This window comes from Streptomyces sp. NPDC127106 (assembly GCF_042677605.1).
In the GTDB taxonomy this organism is placed as follows: Bacteria; Actinomycetota; Actinomycetes; order Streptomycetales; family Streptomycetaceae; genus Streptomyces.
In genome coordinates this window covers 15,935-33,793 of sequence record NZ_JBHXTC010000044.1, presented here as the reverse complement: position 1 = coordinate 33,793, position 17,859 = coordinate 15,935, and the positions used below count along the sequence as shown (strand labels likewise).

Sequence of the window (17,859 nt, the reverse complement as noted above, 5' to 3'; positions counted from 1 at the left end):
CGTGAAGACGCAGGAGAAGTAGCCATGGCACGACTCGCCCAGACCGCCGGGCTGACCGACGTCCAGCAGGAGATCCTCAAGACCGTCCGCGAATTCGTGGACAAGGAGATCATCCCGGTCGCGACCGAGCTGGAGCACCGCGACGAGTACCCGCAGCAGATCGTGGACGGGCTCAAGGAGCTCGGCCTGTTCGGACTGATGATCCCCGAGGAGTACGGCGGTCTCGGTGAGTCGCTGCTCACCTACGCGCTGTGCGTGGAGGAGATAGCGCGCGGCTGGATGTCCGTCTCGGGCATCATCAACACGCACTTCATCGTCGCGTACATGCTCAAGCAGCACGGCACGCAGGAGCAGAAGGACCACTTCCTGCCGCGCATGGCGCTGGGCGAGGTCCGCGGCGCTTTCTCGATGTCCGAGCCGGGGCTGGGCTCCGATGTGTCGGCCATCACGTCGAAGGCGGTCAGGGAGGGCGACGAGTACGTCCTGAACGGCCAGAAGATGTGGCTGACGAACGGCGGCACCTCGACGCTGGTGGCCGTGCTGTGCCGGAGTGACGAAGGACACCCCAGTCCAGAAGCAGCCACGGCGCCGCACAAGTCGATGACGACCTTCCTGGTGGAGAAGGAGCCGGGCTTCGGCGAGGTCCGACCGGGCCTGACCATCCCGGGCAAGATCGACAAGATGGGCTACAAGGGCGTCGACACGACCGAGCTCATCATGGACGGACTGCGCATTCCGGCCAATCGGGTCCTGGGCGGAGTCACCGGCCGAGGGTTTTACCAAATGATGGACGGCGTCGAGGTCGGCCGCGTCAACGTGGCGGCCCGTGGCTGCGGCGTCGCGCAGCGTGCCTTCGAGCTGGGTGTCTCGTATGCCCAGCAACGTCACACTTTCGGCAAGCCGATCGCCCAGCACCAGGCCATCCAGTTCAAGCTGGCCGAGATGGCTACCAAGGTCGAGGCCGCCCATGCCATGATGGTCAACGCAGCACGCAAAAAGGACTCCGGGGAACGAAACGACCTCGAAGCAGGGATGGCGAAGTACCTCGCCTCCGAGTACTGCAAGGAGGTGGTGGAGGACGCGTTCCGCATCCACGGCGGCTACGGCTTCTCGAAGGAGTACGAGATCGAGCGCCTCTACCGCGAGGCTCCGATGCTGCTGATCGGTGAGGGTACTGCCGAGATCCAGAAAATGATCATTGGGCGACGCCTGCTCGAGGAGTACCGACTCCAGGGCTGAAAGTCCCCTTTTGCGGCGAATCCTCCACGGGTTCGCCGCAAAAGAATCACTTGCAGTCACTGGCTGACGGGCATCGACTGAGCTTCTGGCTTGCCCAGTTGTCGCGCGCAACCGATAGCATTCCAGTAAAAGCCGCCGTCCCGTCCCCCTGTTTGCGGCGCGGCAATCCACCGCTACGAAGGTCATCCATGCCCCACAGCCAAACCTCTGCACCTCGCGACAGCCTCCTGGGCGTACGCCTCGCGCGCGGAGCATCGCCGTGGCTTCTGCCGACCGTCGCCACCGCGGCGCTCAGCCTCGCCCGGGCCCGCAAGTCCGGACGCTGGGCCGCCGCGGCCGTGCCCGCCACCGCGCTCGCCGCGGGCATGCTGTGGTTCTTCCGGGACCCCGAGCGTGAGATCGCCCAGGGCCGCGTCATCTCGCCCGCCGACGGTGTGGTGCAGAGCATCATGCCGTGGAAGGACGGGCGCACCCGCGTCGCGATCTTCATGAGCCCGCTGAACGTCCACGTCAACCGCGCGCCCCTGGCGGGCACGATCACGTCCGTGGAGCACATCCCCGGCGGGTTCGTCCCGGCGTTCAACAAGGAGAGCGAGAACAACGAGCGCGTCGTCTGGCACTTCGACACCGAGCTCGGCGACATCGAGATGGTGCAGATCGCCGGTGCGGTCGCGCGCCGCATCGTCCCCTACCTGCCGGCCGGAACCAAGGTGGAGCAGGGCGAACGCATCGGTCTGATCCGCTTCGGCTCCCGCGTCGACATCTACCTCCCCGAGGGCGTCGAGGTCGCGGTCGAGGTCGGTCAGACCACCACCGCGGGGGTGACCCGAATTGACCGTGACTGACCCTGAGACTCCCGCGACGCCGTCGACGGGGTGGGTGCCCGAGGCCGCGGAGGAGGAGGCCGCCGAAGACGACATGCCGCTCTCGCTGCGGCTGTCGATAGCGGACACCCTCACCCTCGGCAACGCGACCTGCGGATTCATGGCGGTGTACTTCACCACCACCGGAATCCTCATCCCGCACCTCACGGGCAGCGGCGAGTCCGGCATGGCCCGGCACAGCGCGGCGACCGCGGTGATACTGATGCTGCTCGCGGCGGTCTTCGACCTCTTCGACGGCATCGTCGCCCGCAAGCTGCGCAGCTCCCCGATGGGCGCCGAGCTGGACAACCTGTCCGACCTGATCAGCTTCGGCCTCGCGCCGGCGTACTTCGTGCTGGTCTACGGCATGGTCGCCGACGACGCCCACCAGAAGGTGTCGGCGCTCGCGGCGATCGTGGTGCTGCTGGCCGTGGTGCTGCGGCTCGCCAGATTCAGCTGCGTGACGATGAAGGACGGCATGTTCCAGGGCATGCCGAGCCCCTTCGGCGCGCTCACCGTCGTCTCGGTCGTGCTGCTGGAGCTGCCGTTCGTGCCGACGCTGCTGGCGATCATCGGCGTCGCGTGGCTGATGGTGAGCCGGGTCGAGTACCCGAAGCCGCGGGGGGTCCTCGCGGTGGCGATGCTCAGCTGGATCGTCTCGGCGATGGGTTTGCTGGCGGCCTGGGCGTTCGACGCCCCCGGCGGCCAGCTGCTGCTCCAGACCGGCTGCGCCCTGCAGATCGCGCTCGCGGCCACCATTCCGCTGTTCGCGACCACCCGCCGGGCGAACACGTTCCGCCACAACCGGCGGGAGGCGCGGGCGGCCCAGCTGCCGTAGCGCTGCGCCGGCTCCGTGCGTACGAAGGCCCCGGGTCCCTCGACCCGGGGCCTTCGCGCTGCCCGGGGCCGCGCGCGGTGCGCCGCGCGACCCCGGCCCGTCGGAGCGGGAGGCTCCGGGTGGAGCCGGCCCGACCGGAGCGGGTGCGCAGTCCCGGGCGCGGCTCGGAGCGGCTCCGGAACCTCGACGCGATGCGCCGTCGGCCCTTCGCGTGGGGGTGCAGACGCTGCGGCGCGGCGCGTCCCCCAGGCCGCCGGGGGCGGGGCTCGACCGTCAGGCCGTCGAACCGGCCCGCCAGGCGGTCGGGCCGGCGCCCTCAGGCCGGGGCGGCTGATCGGCGGGGGCGCGCCCGGAGGAAGGCGTAGACGAGCAGGCCGGTGAGGGCCAGGCCCACGGCGAAGCCGGTGACCTGCCATGCCACGGCGTGCGGGTAGGCGTACCGGACCCAGCAGCGGTCGCCGCAACCCCGGGTCCCCTCCCGCCGGCCGGGCATCGTATGGATGGCCAGCATCAGGGTGACGACGAGCGGGGCCGCCACCGCGCCGGTCAGCAGCCAGTGCGGGACGGCGCGGAGCCCGGACGCGTCGCTGGCCCGGGCGGCGGCGAAGAACGCCCCGACGGCCAGCACGGGGAGCGCGAAACCGAGACAGGCGGCGAACGCGTGGCCACCGCCCGGCCAGTGCAGGGCGGCGGCACGCCACCACTGGGCCGCGTACAGGATGCCCAAGGTCGTGAAGGCGGCCAGGCCCAGCAGCATGGCGGCGACCGTGCCGACTGGTGTCCGGTCGGCCGACCGGACACCTGCCGGCGTGGTTTCCGCGGCCCGTGTCCGCCGGTCGGAACGCCACCGGGCCAGCAGCCCGGGTTCCCCGCGGAGGCCCGGTGCCACCAGCAGCCGGGGCCGGTTGAACAGGACGACCCCCGGGACGAGCACCACCGCCCCGAACGCCGTGAGCCCCACCGCGGCGGCCGGGATCGCGATGCCCGCCGTGGCAGACAGCTCGACCCCGAGCACCGGCAGGATGCCGCGCACCCCCACGCCGAGGGTGAGGACCCAGAGCCCGCCGAGGATGACGGGCACGGCCCGGTTGATGCCCTGCCGCAGCTCGGGGCCGGCGGAGATCCCCCAGGGCAGCGACCAGGACACCCAGTCCAGATCCGGCCGGCTCGCGATACCGGCCCCGCGCCAGTGCCGGCGCAGCACCACCGGGGATGCGCCGAGGAACAGGAGCCAGACGACGGTCCACACGACGGCCTCGGCCTCGGGTCTCACAGGGGGTCCTTCCAGGATTCGAATGTTTCAGGCCATCGACGAGAGCGAGCGGCCGAAAATCGGCGCCCATACTGCCATGGCCCCCGAGTCGGCCGGGAAAGAGGGGCCGGGGCAGAACGCTGCGGCCCGGACCCGGACGGCAGCCCCCGCCGCCGCCCGAGGAGTGCGACCCGGCCCTGGGCCCCGCTACGCTTGATGTCGGAAAACCGCCAGCCCCGGACGGGGGCGGCCGGGATGCTGGAGCCATGTACACCGACACCGAGCGCTGTGTGCGGGCCGTGCAGTCGAAGGACGCCCGGTTCGACGGGTGGTTCTTCACCGCCGTGCGGACCACCGGGATCTACTGCCGGCCCAGCTGCCCCGCCGTGCCTCCGAAGGTCGAGAACATGACCTTCCTGCCCAGTGCCGCCGCCTGCCAGCAGGCCGGCTACCGGGCCTGCAAGCGGTGCCGGCCCGACAGCTCCCCCGGCTCCCCCGAGTGGAACGCCCGCGCCGACGCCGTGGCCCGGGCCATGCGGCTCATCCGGGACGGTGTCGTCGACCGCGAGGGCGTCCCGGGGCTCGCGGCCCGGCTCGGGTACTCCACCCGGCAGGTCGAACGGCAGCTGAACGCCGAGCTCGGGGCGGGGCCGCTCGCCCTCGCCCGGGCCCAGCGGGCGCAGACCGCCCGGCTGCTGATCGAGACCTCGGCCCTGCCGATGGGCGACGTGGCGTTCGCCGCCGGCTTCTCGTCGATCCGGACCTTCAACGAGACCGTGCGCGAGGTGTACGCCCTCGCCCCCGGCGAGCTGCGCTCCCGGGCCGCCGGCAGGGGCGGCCCGCCGGAGCCGCGGATTCCCGGGTCGATCAGCCTGCGGCTGCCCTACCGGGCCCCGCTCAACCCGGACAACCTCTTCGGCCACCTCGCCGCCACCGCCGTCCCCGGCGTCGAGGAGTGGCGGGCCGGCGCCTACCGCCGGACCCTGCGGCTCCCCTACGGCACCGGGGTCGTCGCCCTGACCCCGCAGCCCGACCACATCGGCTGCCAGCTGGCCCTCACCGACCTGCGCGACCTCACCCTCGCCATCAGCCGCTGCCGCTGGCTGCTGGACCTCGACTCCGACCCCGAGGCGGTGGACGGGCAGCTGCGCTCCGACCCGCTGCTCGCCCCGCTCGTGGACAAGGCCCCGGGGCGCCGCGTCCCGCGGACCGTCGACGCGGCCGAGTTCGCCGTACGGGCCGTCCTGGGCCAGCAGGTGTCCACCTCGGCGGCCCGGACGCACGCCGCCCGGCTGGTGACCGCGTACGGCGAACCCGTCGCCGACCCCGATCCCGAGGGCGGGCTGACCCACCTGTTCCCGTCGCCGGAGGCGCTGGCCTCCCTGGACCCGGAGCAGCTCGCCCTGCCGCGCAGCCGGCGCACCACGCTGACCACCCTGGTCGCGGCGTTGGCCGACGGCTCGCTGGCGCTGGGCGTCGACAGCGACTGGGAGGCCGCCCGCGCCCGGCTCGCCGCCCTGCCCGGCTTCGGCCCGTGGACCACCGAGGTCATCGCCATGCGGGCACTGGGCGACCCCGATGCCTTCCTCCCCTCCGACCTGGGGCTGCGCAAGGCCGCCGCGGAGCTCGGGCTGCCGTCCACGCCCGCGGCGCTCACCGCCCGCGCGGCCGCCTGGCGGCCCTGGCGCGCGTACGCCGTCCAGTACCTGTGGGCCACCTACGACCACCCGATCAACCACCTCCCCGTCTGAGGAGCACGCAGCACCATGACGCACACCACGCAGCACACCGTCGTCGACAGCCCGTACGGGCCGCTCACGCTCGTCGCCACCGACGGGGTCCTCAGCGGCCTGTACATGACCGGGCAGCGGCACCGCCCCGCCGAGGAGTCCTTCGGGGAGCGGGTCGCCGCCGCAGAGGAGCCGTTCCCGGAGGTGGCGCGGCAGCTCGCCGCGTACTTCGCCGGGGAGCTGACCGAGTTCGACCTGCCGATGCGCTGGGAGGGCACCGAGTTCCAGCAGAGCGTGTGGGCCCAGCTCGTGCGCATCCCGTACGGGCAGACCTGGTCGTACGGGGAGCTCGCGGCCCGGCTCGGCAAGCCCAACGCCTCGCGGGCGGTGGGCCTGGCCAACGGCAAGAACCCGATCGGGATCATCGTCCCGTGCCACCGCGTGATCGGCGCCTCGGGCAGCATGACCGGCTACGGCGGCGGCGTCGACCGCAAGGTCCGCCTGCTGGAGTTCGAGTCCGGCAAGACGGCCGCCGTCCCGGCTCCGGGGGCCCTCTTCTGATCCCCGGGGCGGCGGCCCGCTAACGGCCGCGGCCGGTGCGGTCCTCGAGCAGCCAGCGGTTCAGCGGGATCCCGAGGTGGAGAAAGGCCGCCCGTAGAACTCATCGTGCGTCAGTGCGTCAGCTCGTAGCGCCGGGTGGTGAGGGAGCCGTCGCGCACGTCGTGCACAGGGCGAAGGCCACCGCCGCGCGGCGCACCGCTAGCTAGACGACGGCCAGGGGCACCAGCAGGGCGAACGCGGCACCCGCCTCCACCGCGTACGGGAACAGGGAGGGGTGCTGGACCGGGGCGGCGAGCAGGACCACGCTCTGCCGGGCGGTGGCGGCCTCCACCCAGTCGGCGTCGGCCCCGAGGTTGCCCTGGTACCAGCCCTCGCAGGGGCCCGGCCCGGAGACGGCGAGCAGGTCGTCCTCGCGGCGGTAGAGGGCCCGCCAGCCCTCGGCGGGGGTGGCCCAGCCGTCGAAGTCGGTGAAGAGGGCCCAGCCGCCCTCACGTATCGCGGTGTCGAAGAGCCACACCGGCGTTCCGTCGGGGGTGACCTCGCCGCCGTCCTGGCGGTCGGTGGTGAAGTGGACCATGGGCAGGGCGTCCGGCCCGTCGGCCGTGCTCGGCCAGGCGTACATCGTGATCATCGGATGATTGTGTCCTGCTCTGGTTGAGCCCCCCGCCACCGACCCGGTGTCAGGACGCGTCCGGGCGGCGGCCGTTCTCCAGTTCCGCGGTTCCCTCGCCGGAGTCCAGGACCCGGCAGGCCTCGACGGCGCGCAGGCCGAGGGGGCCGAGGAGGTAGCCGGGGAGCTCGGCGGGCTCGACGAGCCGCCAGGAGAGCAGCTCCTCCTCCTGGAGCCGGATCCCGGCGAGCTGCGCCTCGTCGAGGACGCCGCCGTCGTACAGGTAGGCGACCAGGGGCGGCCGCCCCGGACCGAGCGTCCAGTCGACGGCGAGCAGCCGGCCGAGCGGCACGTCGAGGCCGATCTCCTCGGCGGTCTCGCGGCGGGCGGCCGCTCGCGGGGACTCGCCGCGGTCGGACTCGATGGTGCCGCCCGGCAGCGCCCAACCCTCGCGGTAGTTGGGCTCGACGATCAGCACCCGCCCGTGCACGTCGCGGAACAGGGCGGCCGAGCCGGCCAGGACCCGGGGCAGGCTCGCGATGTACGTGGCGTAGTCATCCGTGGTGGTCACCCGGTCACCCTATCGAGCGGGGGCGTACGCGATCACGGGCGTTTCGGTGGACCGTCGTGCGGATCCGGGCGAGTCGACACCGACATGCAGGCGTATGTCCGTATTTATACGCATGGAATGCCGGAGGTGACCCACGCCACCCATGGGCATAGGAGGATCCTCCGGATAGGCTCATGGGGGCGCGACTGCACTGTTCGAAAGCAAGGGATAGCAAGGTGACGGACGGAGCAGTAACTGGGGCCGCGCGCGTGCTCATCGCCGCGGACAAATTCAAGGGCTCGCTCACGGCCGTTCAGGTCGCCGAGCGGGTGACGGCCGGCCTGCGCAAGGCCGTACCGGGCCTGGAGGTCGAGACCCTCCCCGTCGCGGACGGCGGCGACGGTACGGTCGCGGCTGCCGTGGCGGCCGGGTTCGAACGCCGGGAGGTACGGGTGACCGGGCCCCTCGGCGAGCAGGTCACGGCCGCCTTCGCGCTGCGCGACGGGACCGCCGTGGTGGAGATGGCGGAGGCCTCCGGGCTGCAGCTGCTGCCGCCGGGCGTCTTCGCGCCCCTGGCGGCGACGACGTACGGCTCGGGCGAGGTGCTGAAGGCCGCGCTGGACGCGGGTGCGCGCACGATCGTCTTCGGTGTCGGCGGCAGCGCCACCACCGACGGCGGCGCGGGCATGCTCGCCGCCCTGGGCGCGGTGTTCCTCGACGCCGACGGCGAGCCGGTCGGCCCGGGCGGCGGCGCGCTGGCCCGGCTGGCCTCGGCGGACCTGTCCGGTGTCGACCCGCGGTTCGCGGAGGTGGACTTCGTCCTGGCCAGCGACGTGGACAACCCGCTGACTGGCCCGAAGGGCTGCGCGGCGGTGTACGGCCCGCAGAAGGGCGCCTCGCCGGAGGACGTCGCGGTGCTCGACGCGGCGCTGGCGCACTACGCGCTGGTGCTGGAGAAGGCGATCGGCCCGAAGGCCACCGAGCTGGCCGCCTCCCCGGGCGCGGGCGGCGCGGGCGGCATCGGCTACGGTGCGCTGCTGCTCGGCGCGAGCTTCCGGCCCGGCATCGAGCTGATGCTGGAGGTGCTGGGCTTCGCCCCCGCCCTGGAGCGGGCGACTCTGGTGATCACCGGCGAGGGTTCGCTGGACGAGCAGACCCTGCACGGCAAGGCCCCGGCCGGTGTCGCGGCCGCGGCCCGCGCGGCGGGCAAGGAGGTCGTCGCGGTGTGCGGGCGGCTCCTGCTGGAGCAGTCGGCGCTGCAGGCGGCGGGCATCCGCCGGGCGTACCCGCTGACGGAACTCGAACCGGACCCGGCGAAGTGCATCGCGAACGCGGGCCCGCTGCTGGAACGGGTCGCGGCCACCATCGCCGCCGACGCGCTCTGACCCGCCTCCCGCTGCGGCTCGCGGGGGCCCGGCGTCCCTCCGGCCGGGCCGCGGGGACGCCGGGCCGCCGGCCGTTCGGGCCCTCCCGCTCCCGCCCGGGCGCGGGTCCCGCTGCCGGTCCGCGCGCCGGGCGCGGCGTCCGGTGCCGGTGCGGATCCGGGCGCTGCCCCCGGTGGTCGTACTCCGACCGGCCCACCGCGCGCCGGCCGGGGCGCCGGAGGCCGACGCGTGGCACCGTCGCGGGGCGCGGACCCGTACCGCCCGCCGCCCGAAGGCCGCTCGCCCGGGTCCCGGCGGTGGGGGCGGGCCCGCCGTGCCCCGTCCGGCGGCGGTACGGCCCCGCGGCGGTATGGCGGCGCGGGCGGCGGAGCAGGTGTGGGCGGCGGGCCGGGGCGGGGCCGCGGCCACGCGCGAATCACGGTGACAGTGTTAGAAATGGCTCATGACCGGACGTTTTGGTCGACCGCCCCGGGAGTCGCCGCCCCGGCTCGCGGCCGAACTCGACCCGGGACTGCTCGCGCGCCTCTCCCGGGGTGCCCGCAGCGTCGCCGGTCAGGTCTTCGCGCTCCAGGCTTCCCTCGTACTGCTGCTGATCACCGCGGCCGCGCTGGCGCTGGTGTTCCAGGCGCGGTACGACAGCGAGCGCGAGGCCAAGAACCGGTCCCTCGCAGCCGCCGAGGCCTTCGCCCACGCCCCCGGCCTGTCGGCGGCCCTCGACTCGTCCGACCCCACGCCCACCCTGCAGCCGCTGACGGAGTCCGCCACCGCGGCCGCCGGCGTCGACTTCATCGCCGTCATGAGCACCAACGGGATCCGCTACACCGACTCGCGCCCGGAGCTGATCGGCGCGCGCGCCGGCGGGGACCTCACGCGCGCCGTCTCCGGGACGTCCTTCACCGAGACGTTCCGCGGCGAGCCCAGCAACGCGGTCCGCGCGGTGGTGCCCGTACGGGACGCGAGCGGGACGGTCGTGGGCCTGGTCGCCACCGGGATAGAGGTCGAGAACGTCTCGGACGTGGTGGAGGGCCAGCTGCCGCTGCTCCTGGGGGCGGCGGGGGTCGCCCTGCTGTTGGGCACGGCCGGCGCGGCGCTGGTCAGCCAGCGGCTGCGGCGCCAGACCCGGGGCCTGGGCGCCGCCGAGATGGCCCGGATGAACGAGCACCACGAGGCGGTGCTGCACGCCGTGCGCGAGGGCGTCCTCATCATCAGCGCCGACCACCGGCTGCTGCTGGCCAACGACGAGGCGCGGCGGCTGCTGGACCTGCCGCCGAGGGCCGAGGGCCGCAACGTCACCGATCTCGGGCTCGACGCGCGCACCACCTCGCTGCTGCTGTCGGGGCGGGTCGCGACGGACGAGGTGCACCTGGCGGGCGACCGGCTCCTCGCCATCAACGTGCGCCCCACCAAGCCGTACAAGGGGCGGCCCACCGGCAGCGTCATGACGCTGCGCGACTCCACCGAGCTCGCCGCGCTCTCCGGCCGCGCCGAGGTGGCCCGGGAGCGGCTCCAGATGCTGTACGAGGCCGGGGTGCGGATCGGGACGACGCTGGACGTGGTGCGTACGGCGGAGGAACTGACGGAGGTCGCCGTGCCCCGGTTCGCGGACTTCGTCACGGTGGAGCTGCTGGAGCCGGTGCTGCACGGGGACGATCCCGAGCTCGCCGCCGGCATGCACTCGGAGATGCGGCGGGCGGCCATGGGCGGGGTCCGCACCGACCAGCCGCTGCAGGCGGTGGGCGACCTCATCCGCTTCGACGTGCCCACGGCCCCCATGGCCGCGGCCCTCGACGCCGGGCGGGCGGTGCTCGCTGCGGACCTCGATGCGGCGATGGGCTGGCGGGCCCAGGACGAGGCCGGCACCAGGGAGGCCCTGGAGTACGGGCTGCACTCGCTGATCTCGGTGCCGCTGCAGGCCCGCGGCGTGGTGCTGGGCATGGCGAACTTCTGGCGGGCCGCCGCCACGCCCGACGCGTTCGACGAGGAGGACCTGTCGTTCGCGGAGGAGCTCGGGGCCCGGGCGGCGGTTTCCATCGACAACGCCCGCCGCTACACCCGGGAACACGCGACGGCGGTCACCCTGCAACGCAGCCTGCTGCCGCGGGTACTACCCGACCAGAGCGCCGTGCAGGCGGCCTTCCGGTACCTGCCGGCGAAGGCCGGGGTCGGCGGGGACTGGTTCGACGTGATCCCGCTCGCGGGCACCCGGGTGGCCCTGATCGTCGGCGACGTGGTGGGCCACGGGGTGCACGCGGCGGCCACCATGGGGCGGCTGCGGACCGCCGTGCACAACTTCTCCACCCTCGACATGCAGCCGGACGAGCTGCTGGGCCACCTGGACGAGCTGATCGACCGGATCGACCAGAACGAGTCGGCGGCCACCGCCGGCCCCGACGGCAGCGACGCGGCGGCCGGCGAGTCGGCCTCGGTCACCGGCGCGACCTGTCTGTACGCCGTCTACGACCCGGTGTCCGGGAGCTGCACGATCGCCAGCGCGGGGCATCCCGGGCCCGCGCTGGTGTGGCCGGACGGGCGGGTGGAGTTCCCGGAGCTGCCGGTCGGGCTGCCGCTCGGGGTGGGCGGCATGCCGTTCGAGGCCGTGGAGCTGCGGCTGCCGGAATCCAGCCGACTGGTGCTGTTCACCGACGGGCTGCTGGAGGACCGCGACCGGGACTTCGACACCGGTCAGGTGGTGCTGGCCGAGACCCTCGCCCGGCCGGGCCGCAGCCCCGACCAGGCCTGCGGGGACGTGCTGGACGCACTGCTGTTCCCGGCGCCCAGCGACGACATCGCCCTGCTGATCGCCGACACTCGGCGCCTGGAGGCCGACCGGATCGCGGAGTGGGAGGTGCCCGCGGACCCGGCGGCCGTGTCCCGGGTGCGGGGGGCGAGCGCCCGGCAGCTGACCACGTGGGGGTTGGAGGAGACCGCGTTCTCGGCCGAACTGATCCTCAGCGAGCTCGTCACCAACGCCATCCGGTACGGGAACGCGCCCATCCGGGTGCGGATGCTGCGCGACCGCAAGCTGATCTGCGAGGTGTCCGACGCCAGCAGCACCTCCCCGCACCTGCGGTACGCGGCCACCACCGACGAGGGGGGTCGGGGCCTGTTCCTGGTGGCCCAGTACGCCGACCGCTGGGGGACCCGCTACACCGAGCGCGGCAAGGTGATCTGGGCCGAGCTACCGCTCACGGACACCGGCGAGCCCGCCGTGCCCGCCCCCGACCTGGACGCCCTGGAAGACCTCGCGTGGTGACCCGCGCGGCAGCGGCCGGCGGCTGGCCCAGCCGGAAGGGCCGGCCTGGCCGGCCGGGCCGGCGCTAGTCGGGCGGCGGGTGCCCGCCGAGGACCGTGCGGGCCAACAAGAGGGCCACGTCGTCCTGCGGGGCGGTGGGCAGCAGCCGGGTCAGCACCGCGTCGCACAGTCGGTCCAGGGGGACGGCCGGGTCGCGCAGGACCCAGCCGAGCTGGGCCATGCCCTGGTCGAGGTCGCGGTCGCGGGCCTCGATGAGCCCGTCGGTGTAGAGCACGAGGAGGCTGCCGGGCGGCAGGGCCACCTCCTCGGTGCGGAACTCGCGGCCGCCGGTGCCCAGGGGGGTGCCGGGCGGGCCGTCGAGGAAGGTGACCTGCCCGCCGGCGGCGGCCACGGCCGGCGGGGGGTGGCCGGCGCGGGCGATGGTGCAGCCGCCCGAGGCCGGGTCGTGGACGGCGTACACGCAGGTGGCCATCTCGTCCTCGCCGAGGTCGGCCACCACGGCGTCGAGGGAGCGCAGCAGCTGCGCCGGGGGGACGCCGTACCGGGCCAGGGTGCGCACGGCCGTGCGGAGCTGGCCCATGACGGCCGCGGCGTGGATGCCGTGCCCCATGACGTCCCCGATGACCAGGCCCGTCCGGCCGCCGGGCAGCTGGATGACGTCGTACCAGTCGCCGCCGACGTCGTGGTCGCTGGCGGGCAGGTAGCGGCCGGTCAGCTCCAGGCCGGTCACCCGGGGCAGCGCGCTGTTGCTGAGGCTGCGCTGCAAGGTGAGGGCGGCGCGGCGCTGGTTGGTGTACATCCGGGCGTTGTCGATGTTGAGGGCGGCCCGGGCGACGACCTCGTCGATCAGGATGCAGTCCTGCTCGTCGAAGGGCTCGCGGCTGGCCAGCCGGGTCACGGTGACGGCGCCGAGGACGGTGCCGCGGGCGACCAGGGGGATCAGCCGGGCCGAGCCGAGGGTGGCGAGGTAGGCGCGCAGCGGCTCGGCGCGCGGGTCCGGGATGAGGGTGTTGATGTCGGTGCGGTACAGGTTCATGGGCCGGCCGGCGGCGATGACCTGCTCGTACACCGTCCCGACGGGGATCTTGAAGGTCTGGCCGGGCAGCAGCTTCGCGGTGGGTGCGCTCGGGTCGGGGAAGACGGCCGCGAGGCGGCGCATGACGCCGCGGTGCGAGCCGGCCGCGTCGTCGGGGGCGAGGACGGCCTCCAGCAGCTGTACGTCGGCGGAGTCGGCGAGCTGCGGCACGAGGACCTGGGCGATCTCCTCAGCGGTCTGCCGCAGGTCGAGGGTGGTGCCGATGCGGGTGCCGGCCTCGGCGAGGACGGCGAAGCGGCGCCGGGCCCGTTCGGCCTCGATCTGGGCGTGCTGGCTGTCGGTGATGTCGATGAGGGAGGCGATCACGCCCAGCGCGCGGCCGGAGGCGTCGAGGAGCGGGGCGTAGGAGCAGGACCAGGTGTGGTCGTGGTCGGGGTCGGCGGGGGTGCGGCCGGTGCGGCGGACGTCGACGACGCCGGTGCCGCGTTCCAGGACCTGCCGCATGGTCGCCTCCAGGACGTCGGCGTTGACGCCGGGGACGACCTCGGTGAGCCGCTTGCCGACGTGGCCGGCGGGGCTGACGCCGTTCATCCGGGCGAGGGCGTCGTTGACCCGCAGGAACCGCAGGTCGGGGCCGAGGGTGGCGAGTCCGATGGGCGACTGGGTGAACAGGCTCTGGAGGGCGGCGAGGGAGTCCCGCATCCGCAGGACCTCGGAGGTCTCCACCGCGATCAGCATGGCTCCGGTGCGCCCCCGCGCGTCGGCGGCGGGGACGATCCACATCTCCATCGTGACGCGGTGGCCGTCGCGGTGGCGGACGGGCAGGGTGCCGACGACGGTCTCGCCGGCCTGGACGCGGCGGGTCAGCTGGTGGGCCAGCTCGCGGTTGGCGTCGGGGACGAGGACCTCGGTGCCGGGGCGGCCCAGGATGTCCTCGGGGCGGTGGCCGAGCAGGTCCTGGGCGGCCAGCGACCATTCGACGACGCGGCCGTCGGCGTCCTCCCGCCACAGGGCGATCGGCAGCAGTTCCCGGAGCACACCCGCGTACCCGACAGCCGCGGCCGGCTGCTCCGGGACCTCGCTCGTCGACTGATAAGCGTCCACCGCACCGACCTCACCCCGGGGGGTCCGATTCCTACCGATTCACCCTATCCGAGCGTCAGGGGGAGGGCCCTGCGTCGTCACCCTGCGGGCCCTGTGGGCGCGGCCGGGGGTACAGCCAGGGCAGGACGAACGTCACCCAGAAGAGGACGGCGTACAGGATCAGCGCCCCCCACCAGCCGCCGAGCGGGCCCCGCCCGAACTGGATCAGCCCGGCCACGACGCCCGCGGCGGCCGCCGCGGGGAGCAGCTGCTCCCACCGGTCGGCGCCCACGTCCAGCAGGGCCCCCGCGGCCAGGGCGAACGCGGCACCGACGATCACCGTGCGCCAGCCGGCGCCGACGTCCGGGGGGTGGAGCCCGCGCAGCAGCCACAGGGCGAGCGGCGGGCCGGCCGCGAGGACGGGGGCGGTGATCCTGCGCGGCCAGGCCGGGCGGATCAGCTGCCACGCGGCGCCGGCCAGCGCTGCCATGGCGTACAGGCAGACGGGTACGTGCCCGAGGAGGGAGGACCACCGGCCGGTGCTGAAGGCGATGCCGGTCCACATCAGCGCGGCGGCGGCCAGAGCGTGCCAGGGTGCCAGGACCGCGCTCAGCAGGGGCAGGTAGACCAGCGGTTTCAGTGCTCCGAGCACCCCCTGCACGAGGCGGGCACCGGCCCCGCCGGTCGGCTGGAGGGCCGGCCAGGCGACGAGTCCGGCGCGCAGGGCGGACCGGCGCGGGTCGCGGGCCCGGAGCAGCCGGCCGACGCCCTCGGCGCCGATCTCGCGGAAGGCGCCCAGCGCACCGTCGAAGGCGTCGGGCTCCAGGGGCGGCGGGGCGGGCGGCGGCTCCGGCGGCCGGTTGCCGCCGCGCGGGCCGGTGCGGTGCAGGTCGGCGATGAGCGGCAGTTCCTCGTCGAGGATCTCGCGCTGGCGCAGCTGGGTGAGGACGCCCCGTACGCGGTCCCAGGGCGGCAGTTCGGGGGCGGCCACGACGTCCGCGGCCCAGGCCTCCATGAACGCCGACCCGAGGCCGGTCGCCCCGGCAACGCTCTCCCCGAGGGCCGTGAGGTCCTCGATGCCCCCGAACCCGTCCTCCAGGCGCCGATCGGTGGCGACCACGGAGACGAGGGAGGCGGCGCCGTCCAGGCGGCCCCAGGTCCAGTCGCTCATCCGCCAGCGGGCGCTGAGGAACGCGGCGAAGTTGTTGAGCTGGTTGCCGCTGAGCTTCGCCCTGACCAGGTCCTTCGGCGAGTTCCGGGGCACCCCGGGCAGGACCGCGCCGGTCGCCCAGCTGGTGTTGGCCGCGGAGACGGTGTGGAAGGCGATGTCGGCGGCCTCGGCCAGCGGGCCCGGGCGCAGCGGGCCGAGCAGCACCTCGGCGAAGGCCAGGGCGTCCGCCGTGGTCGGGAACGGGGCGACGGAGGCCTCCTCCAGGGCCTCGTAGCCGTCGACGCCGGCCGGGAGGGCCGCGCCGATGGTCGCGCCCAGGTCGGCGAGCCGCTCCCACAGGCCGGCGTAGACGTCCGCGAGCGGGGCGGGGGCGGCGCGCAGCACGACGGGAGCGGAGGCGGGGGGCGGGGGGCCGCCGGTCACGGCCTGGGCCAGGTTGACCGACCAGGTGTCCCACTGCGCCGGGTCGGCGCCGGGCGGCGGGAGGGCCGGCATCAGGGCGCCGAGGCTGCGGGTGGCGGCCCGGTACGGGGCGGCTGCGTCGGAGGGGACCAGGCCCCGGGCGAGCTCGTCGCGGTAGGCGGCGAGCAGCAGGCGGTCCCGCGCGGCGATCACCGTGGCGACGGCGAAGCGGAAGGCGTAGAGCCGCCGCCGCAGGTCCTCGGCGACGGCCGGATCCACCGGTGGGCCGCCGGACTCCCAGGCCCGTACCCAGTCCATGAGCAGCCGCACCGTACGGGCCAGGGGCAGCGGGGAACGGCCCGGTTCGGGGAGTGCGCCGGGCCCCTCGGGCAGCACCAGGCCGGCGGCGGTCTCCGGCCGGCGCAGCCGCCCGAAGAGGGTGACCGAGCCCTGACCGGTCGCGTCGAGCGGCTCCAGCGGGCCGGGGCCGGCGGGCAGCGGCAGCCCGTCCGGGCCGGTCACCTCGGCCGGGTCCTCCAGGAGCCGGATCAGCCGGGTGGCCTCGGCCGCGCCGACCTTCGCGCGGTAGGCGGGGAGCCGGGCCAGGGCCGCGGCCTGGAGCTCCTCCAGGGCCAGGGGCAGCACCCCGGCGGCGCTCTGCCGCTGCTGGGCCGCGGCCTCGGCGGCCCGCAGTTCCAGGGCGTCGTCGCGCAGGGACTCGGTGCCGGCCTTGACCGCCAGGGAGGCCACGGCGGTCCGCACGAGCCGTGGGACGCGGCGTCGGGTGCCCCGCTCCGGGGGCGGTGGGAACGGCGGGACGGGCTGGAGGAACAGCAGCCACCGGTCGGCCGGGCGGTCGGCGGGGGCGGCGGCGACGGCCCGGACCGCCCAGGCGACGGGGATGTTGTCGAGCAGCCCGCCGTCCATGAGCTCGATGCAGCCGCCCAGGTTCTCGTCCGGGTAGCCGGTCTCGCTGCTGACGCCCCGCATGTCCACGGGCAGCGGGTCGGTGAACGGCTGGGCGCCGTTGCCGACGTACATGCGGCCCGGTTCGAAGGCGCCGGGGAAGGAGGAGGTGGTGCGGGCGGCGTAGGCGAGCCGGTTCAGGGCGGTCTCGCGGGCCGCGCCGGTGGTGTCGTCGGGGAAGTCGGTCAGGGCGCTGCGGTGCCGGAAGCGGAAGTAGGCGTTGGACCGGCCCACCAGCAGCGGCCGGCCCAGGGTGGGGCGCACCCAGTCGCGGCGGGGCCGCAGCCGGGTCGCCGTCAGGATCAGCCGGAGCGAGGCGGGGGCCTTCCAGTCCCGCGGGGCCTGGTCGACGAGCGTGCCGAGGGAGGCGCGCAGTTCCCGGTAGAAGACCTCGTCGCCGCGCAGGAGCGAGGCCGGTACGTGGAACGGGGTCGAGCGGCGGAGCAGCCCTTCGAGGTCGCCCAGGCGCAGCCACAGGTCGCGGACGCCCTTGCCGAAGGGCATGCCGTAGACGAGGTGGCAGGCCATCAGGACGCCGTTGAGGCCGCCGGCGCTGGTGCCGGCGAGGACGTCGATGTCGACGTGGTCGTAGCCGCAGGCCTGGAGCAGGCCCCGGTAGACGCCCGGCCCGGGACCCCGGGCCGGATCCTCTCCCCCGCCCCGGCCCGGGCTTCGGTCCGGGCCTTCGTCCTGCCCCCGTTGCGGGTTCCCGTCCTCCGGGGTGCCCGGCTCCGGGGCGGCTTCCGGCTCCGGCGTCGCCGCCCGAGCCGCAGCCGGAGCCGCCGCCCTCAGGGCCGCCGTTTCGCAACAGGCCCCGCCCATCCACACGGCGAGGCTGACCCCGCCCCGCATCGCGAGGGCGAGCCGCAGCTCGGAGCTGCGCCCGCCCCGTGGGTCGTCGCTCATGCCCCCAGCTTGGC

The 17,859-nt window shown here is 74.6% G+C and carries 12 protein-coding genes; 7 read left to right on the top strand and 5 right to left on the bottom strand.

Annotated elements, in window-relative coordinates:
• The first annotated feature begins 24 nt into the window (after nucleotides 1-24).
• From ACFVGY_RS28120 to pssA, 3 genes are all read left to right on the top strand, one after another.
• The gene (locus ACFVGY_RS28120; RefSeq protein ID WP_385682037.1) at nucleotides 25-1,239 is read left to right on the top strand and encodes an acyl-CoA dehydrogenase family protein; all 1,215 of its coding nucleotides are present in this window, start codon (nucleotides 25-27) and stop codon (nucleotides 1,237-1,239) included.
• 188 nt (nucleotides 1,240-1,427) lie between these two features.
• Entirely contained in the window at nucleotides 1,428-2,084 is a 657-nt protein-coding gene (locus ACFVGY_RS28115; RefSeq protein ID WP_360631413.1) for a phosphatidylserine decarboxylase, read from the top strand.
• 34 nt (nucleotides 2,085-2,118) lie between these two features.
• Entirely contained in the window at nucleotides 2,119-2,940 is an 822-nt protein-coding gene (pssA, locus tag ACFVGY_RS28110) for a CDP-diacylglycerol--serine O-phosphatidyltransferase (protein ID WP_179176699.1), read from the top strand.
• A gap of 316 nt (nucleotides 2,941-3,256) precedes the next feature.
• On the opposite strand, the gene ACFVGY_RS28105 is transcribed toward pssA, so the two are convergent.
• A complete protein-coding gene (locus ACFVGY_RS28105) occupies nucleotides 3,257-4,213 on the bottom strand; it encodes a hypothetical protein (protein WP_385682035.1) in 957 nt (318 codons plus the stop codon).
• A gap of 245 nt (nucleotides 4,214-4,458) precedes the next feature.
• Here ACFVGY_RS28105 and ACFVGY_RS28100 point away from each other — a divergent pair, with 245 nt between their 5' ends.
• Complete coding sequence (locus ACFVGY_RS28100; RefSeq protein ID WP_385682033.1) at nucleotides 4,459-5,943, top strand: AlkA N-terminal domain-containing protein; 1,485 nt, start codon at nucleotides 4,459-4,461, stop codon at nucleotides 5,941-5,943.
• A 15-nt stretch (nucleotides 5,944-5,958) separates the two neighbouring features.
• A complete protein-coding gene (locus tag ACFVGY_RS28095) occupies nucleotides 5,959-6,483 on the top strand; it encodes a methylated-DNA--[protein]-cysteine S-methyltransferase (protein ID WP_385682032.1) in 525 nt (174 codons plus the stop codon).
• A gap of 202 nt (nucleotides 6,484-6,685) precedes the next feature.
• Here the strand turns inward: ACFVGY_RS28095 and ACFVGY_RS28090 are convergent, their stop codons facing one another.
• Both ACFVGY_RS28090 and ACFVGY_RS28085 read right to left on the bottom strand, forming a co-directional pair.
• Nucleotides 6,686-7,114, bottom strand: a complete 429-nt coding sequence (locus ACFVGY_RS28090; RefSeq protein ID WP_385682031.1) for a hypothetical protein — start codon at nucleotides 7,112-7,114, stop codon at nucleotides 6,686-6,688.
• Nucleotides 7,115-7,163: 49 nt separating this feature from the next.
• Complete coding sequence (locus ACFVGY_RS28085; protein ID WP_385682029.1) at nucleotides 7,164-7,664, bottom strand: NUDIX domain-containing protein; 501 nt, start codon at nucleotides 7,662-7,664, stop codon at nucleotides 7,164-7,166.
• Between the two features lie 215 nt (nucleotides 7,665-7,879).
• Between ACFVGY_RS28085 and ACFVGY_RS28080 the strand changes: the two genes are divergently transcribed.
• Nucleotides 7,880-9,028: a glycerate kinase gene (locus ACFVGY_RS28080; protein ID WP_385682027.1), complete on the top strand. Its 1,149-nt coding sequence runs from the start codon at nucleotides 7,880-7,882 to the stop codon at nucleotides 9,026-9,028.
• A gap of 442 nt (nucleotides 9,029-9,470) precedes the next feature.
• Nucleotides 9,471-12,281 (top strand): SpoIIE family protein phosphatase, encoded by a 2,811-nt coding sequence (locus ACFVGY_RS28075; RefSeq protein WP_385682025.1) that lies wholly within the window; start codon nucleotides 9,471-9,473, stop codon nucleotides 12,279-12,281.
• Nucleotides 12,282-12,345: 64 nt separating this feature from the next.
• Here the strand turns inward: ACFVGY_RS28075 and ACFVGY_RS28070 are convergent, their stop codons facing one another.
• Both ACFVGY_RS28070 and ACFVGY_RS28065 read right to left on the bottom strand, forming a co-directional pair.
• On the bottom strand, nucleotides 12,346-14,421 hold the full coding sequence (locus ACFVGY_RS28070; RefSeq protein WP_385682023.1) for a SpoIIE family protein phosphatase: 2,076 nt from the start codon (nucleotides 14,419-14,421) through the stop codon (nucleotides 12,346-12,348).
• 55 nt (nucleotides 14,422-14,476) lie between these two features.
• Nucleotides 14,477-17,845 carry a DUF3376 domain-containing protein gene (locus ACFVGY_RS28065; protein ID WP_385682021.1) on the bottom strand — a complete coding sequence of 1,123 codons (3,369 nt, stop codon included), beginning with the start codon at nucleotides 17,843-17,845 and terminating at the stop codon, nucleotides 14,477-14,479.
• Nucleotides 17,846-17,859 lie beyond the last annotated feature (14 nt).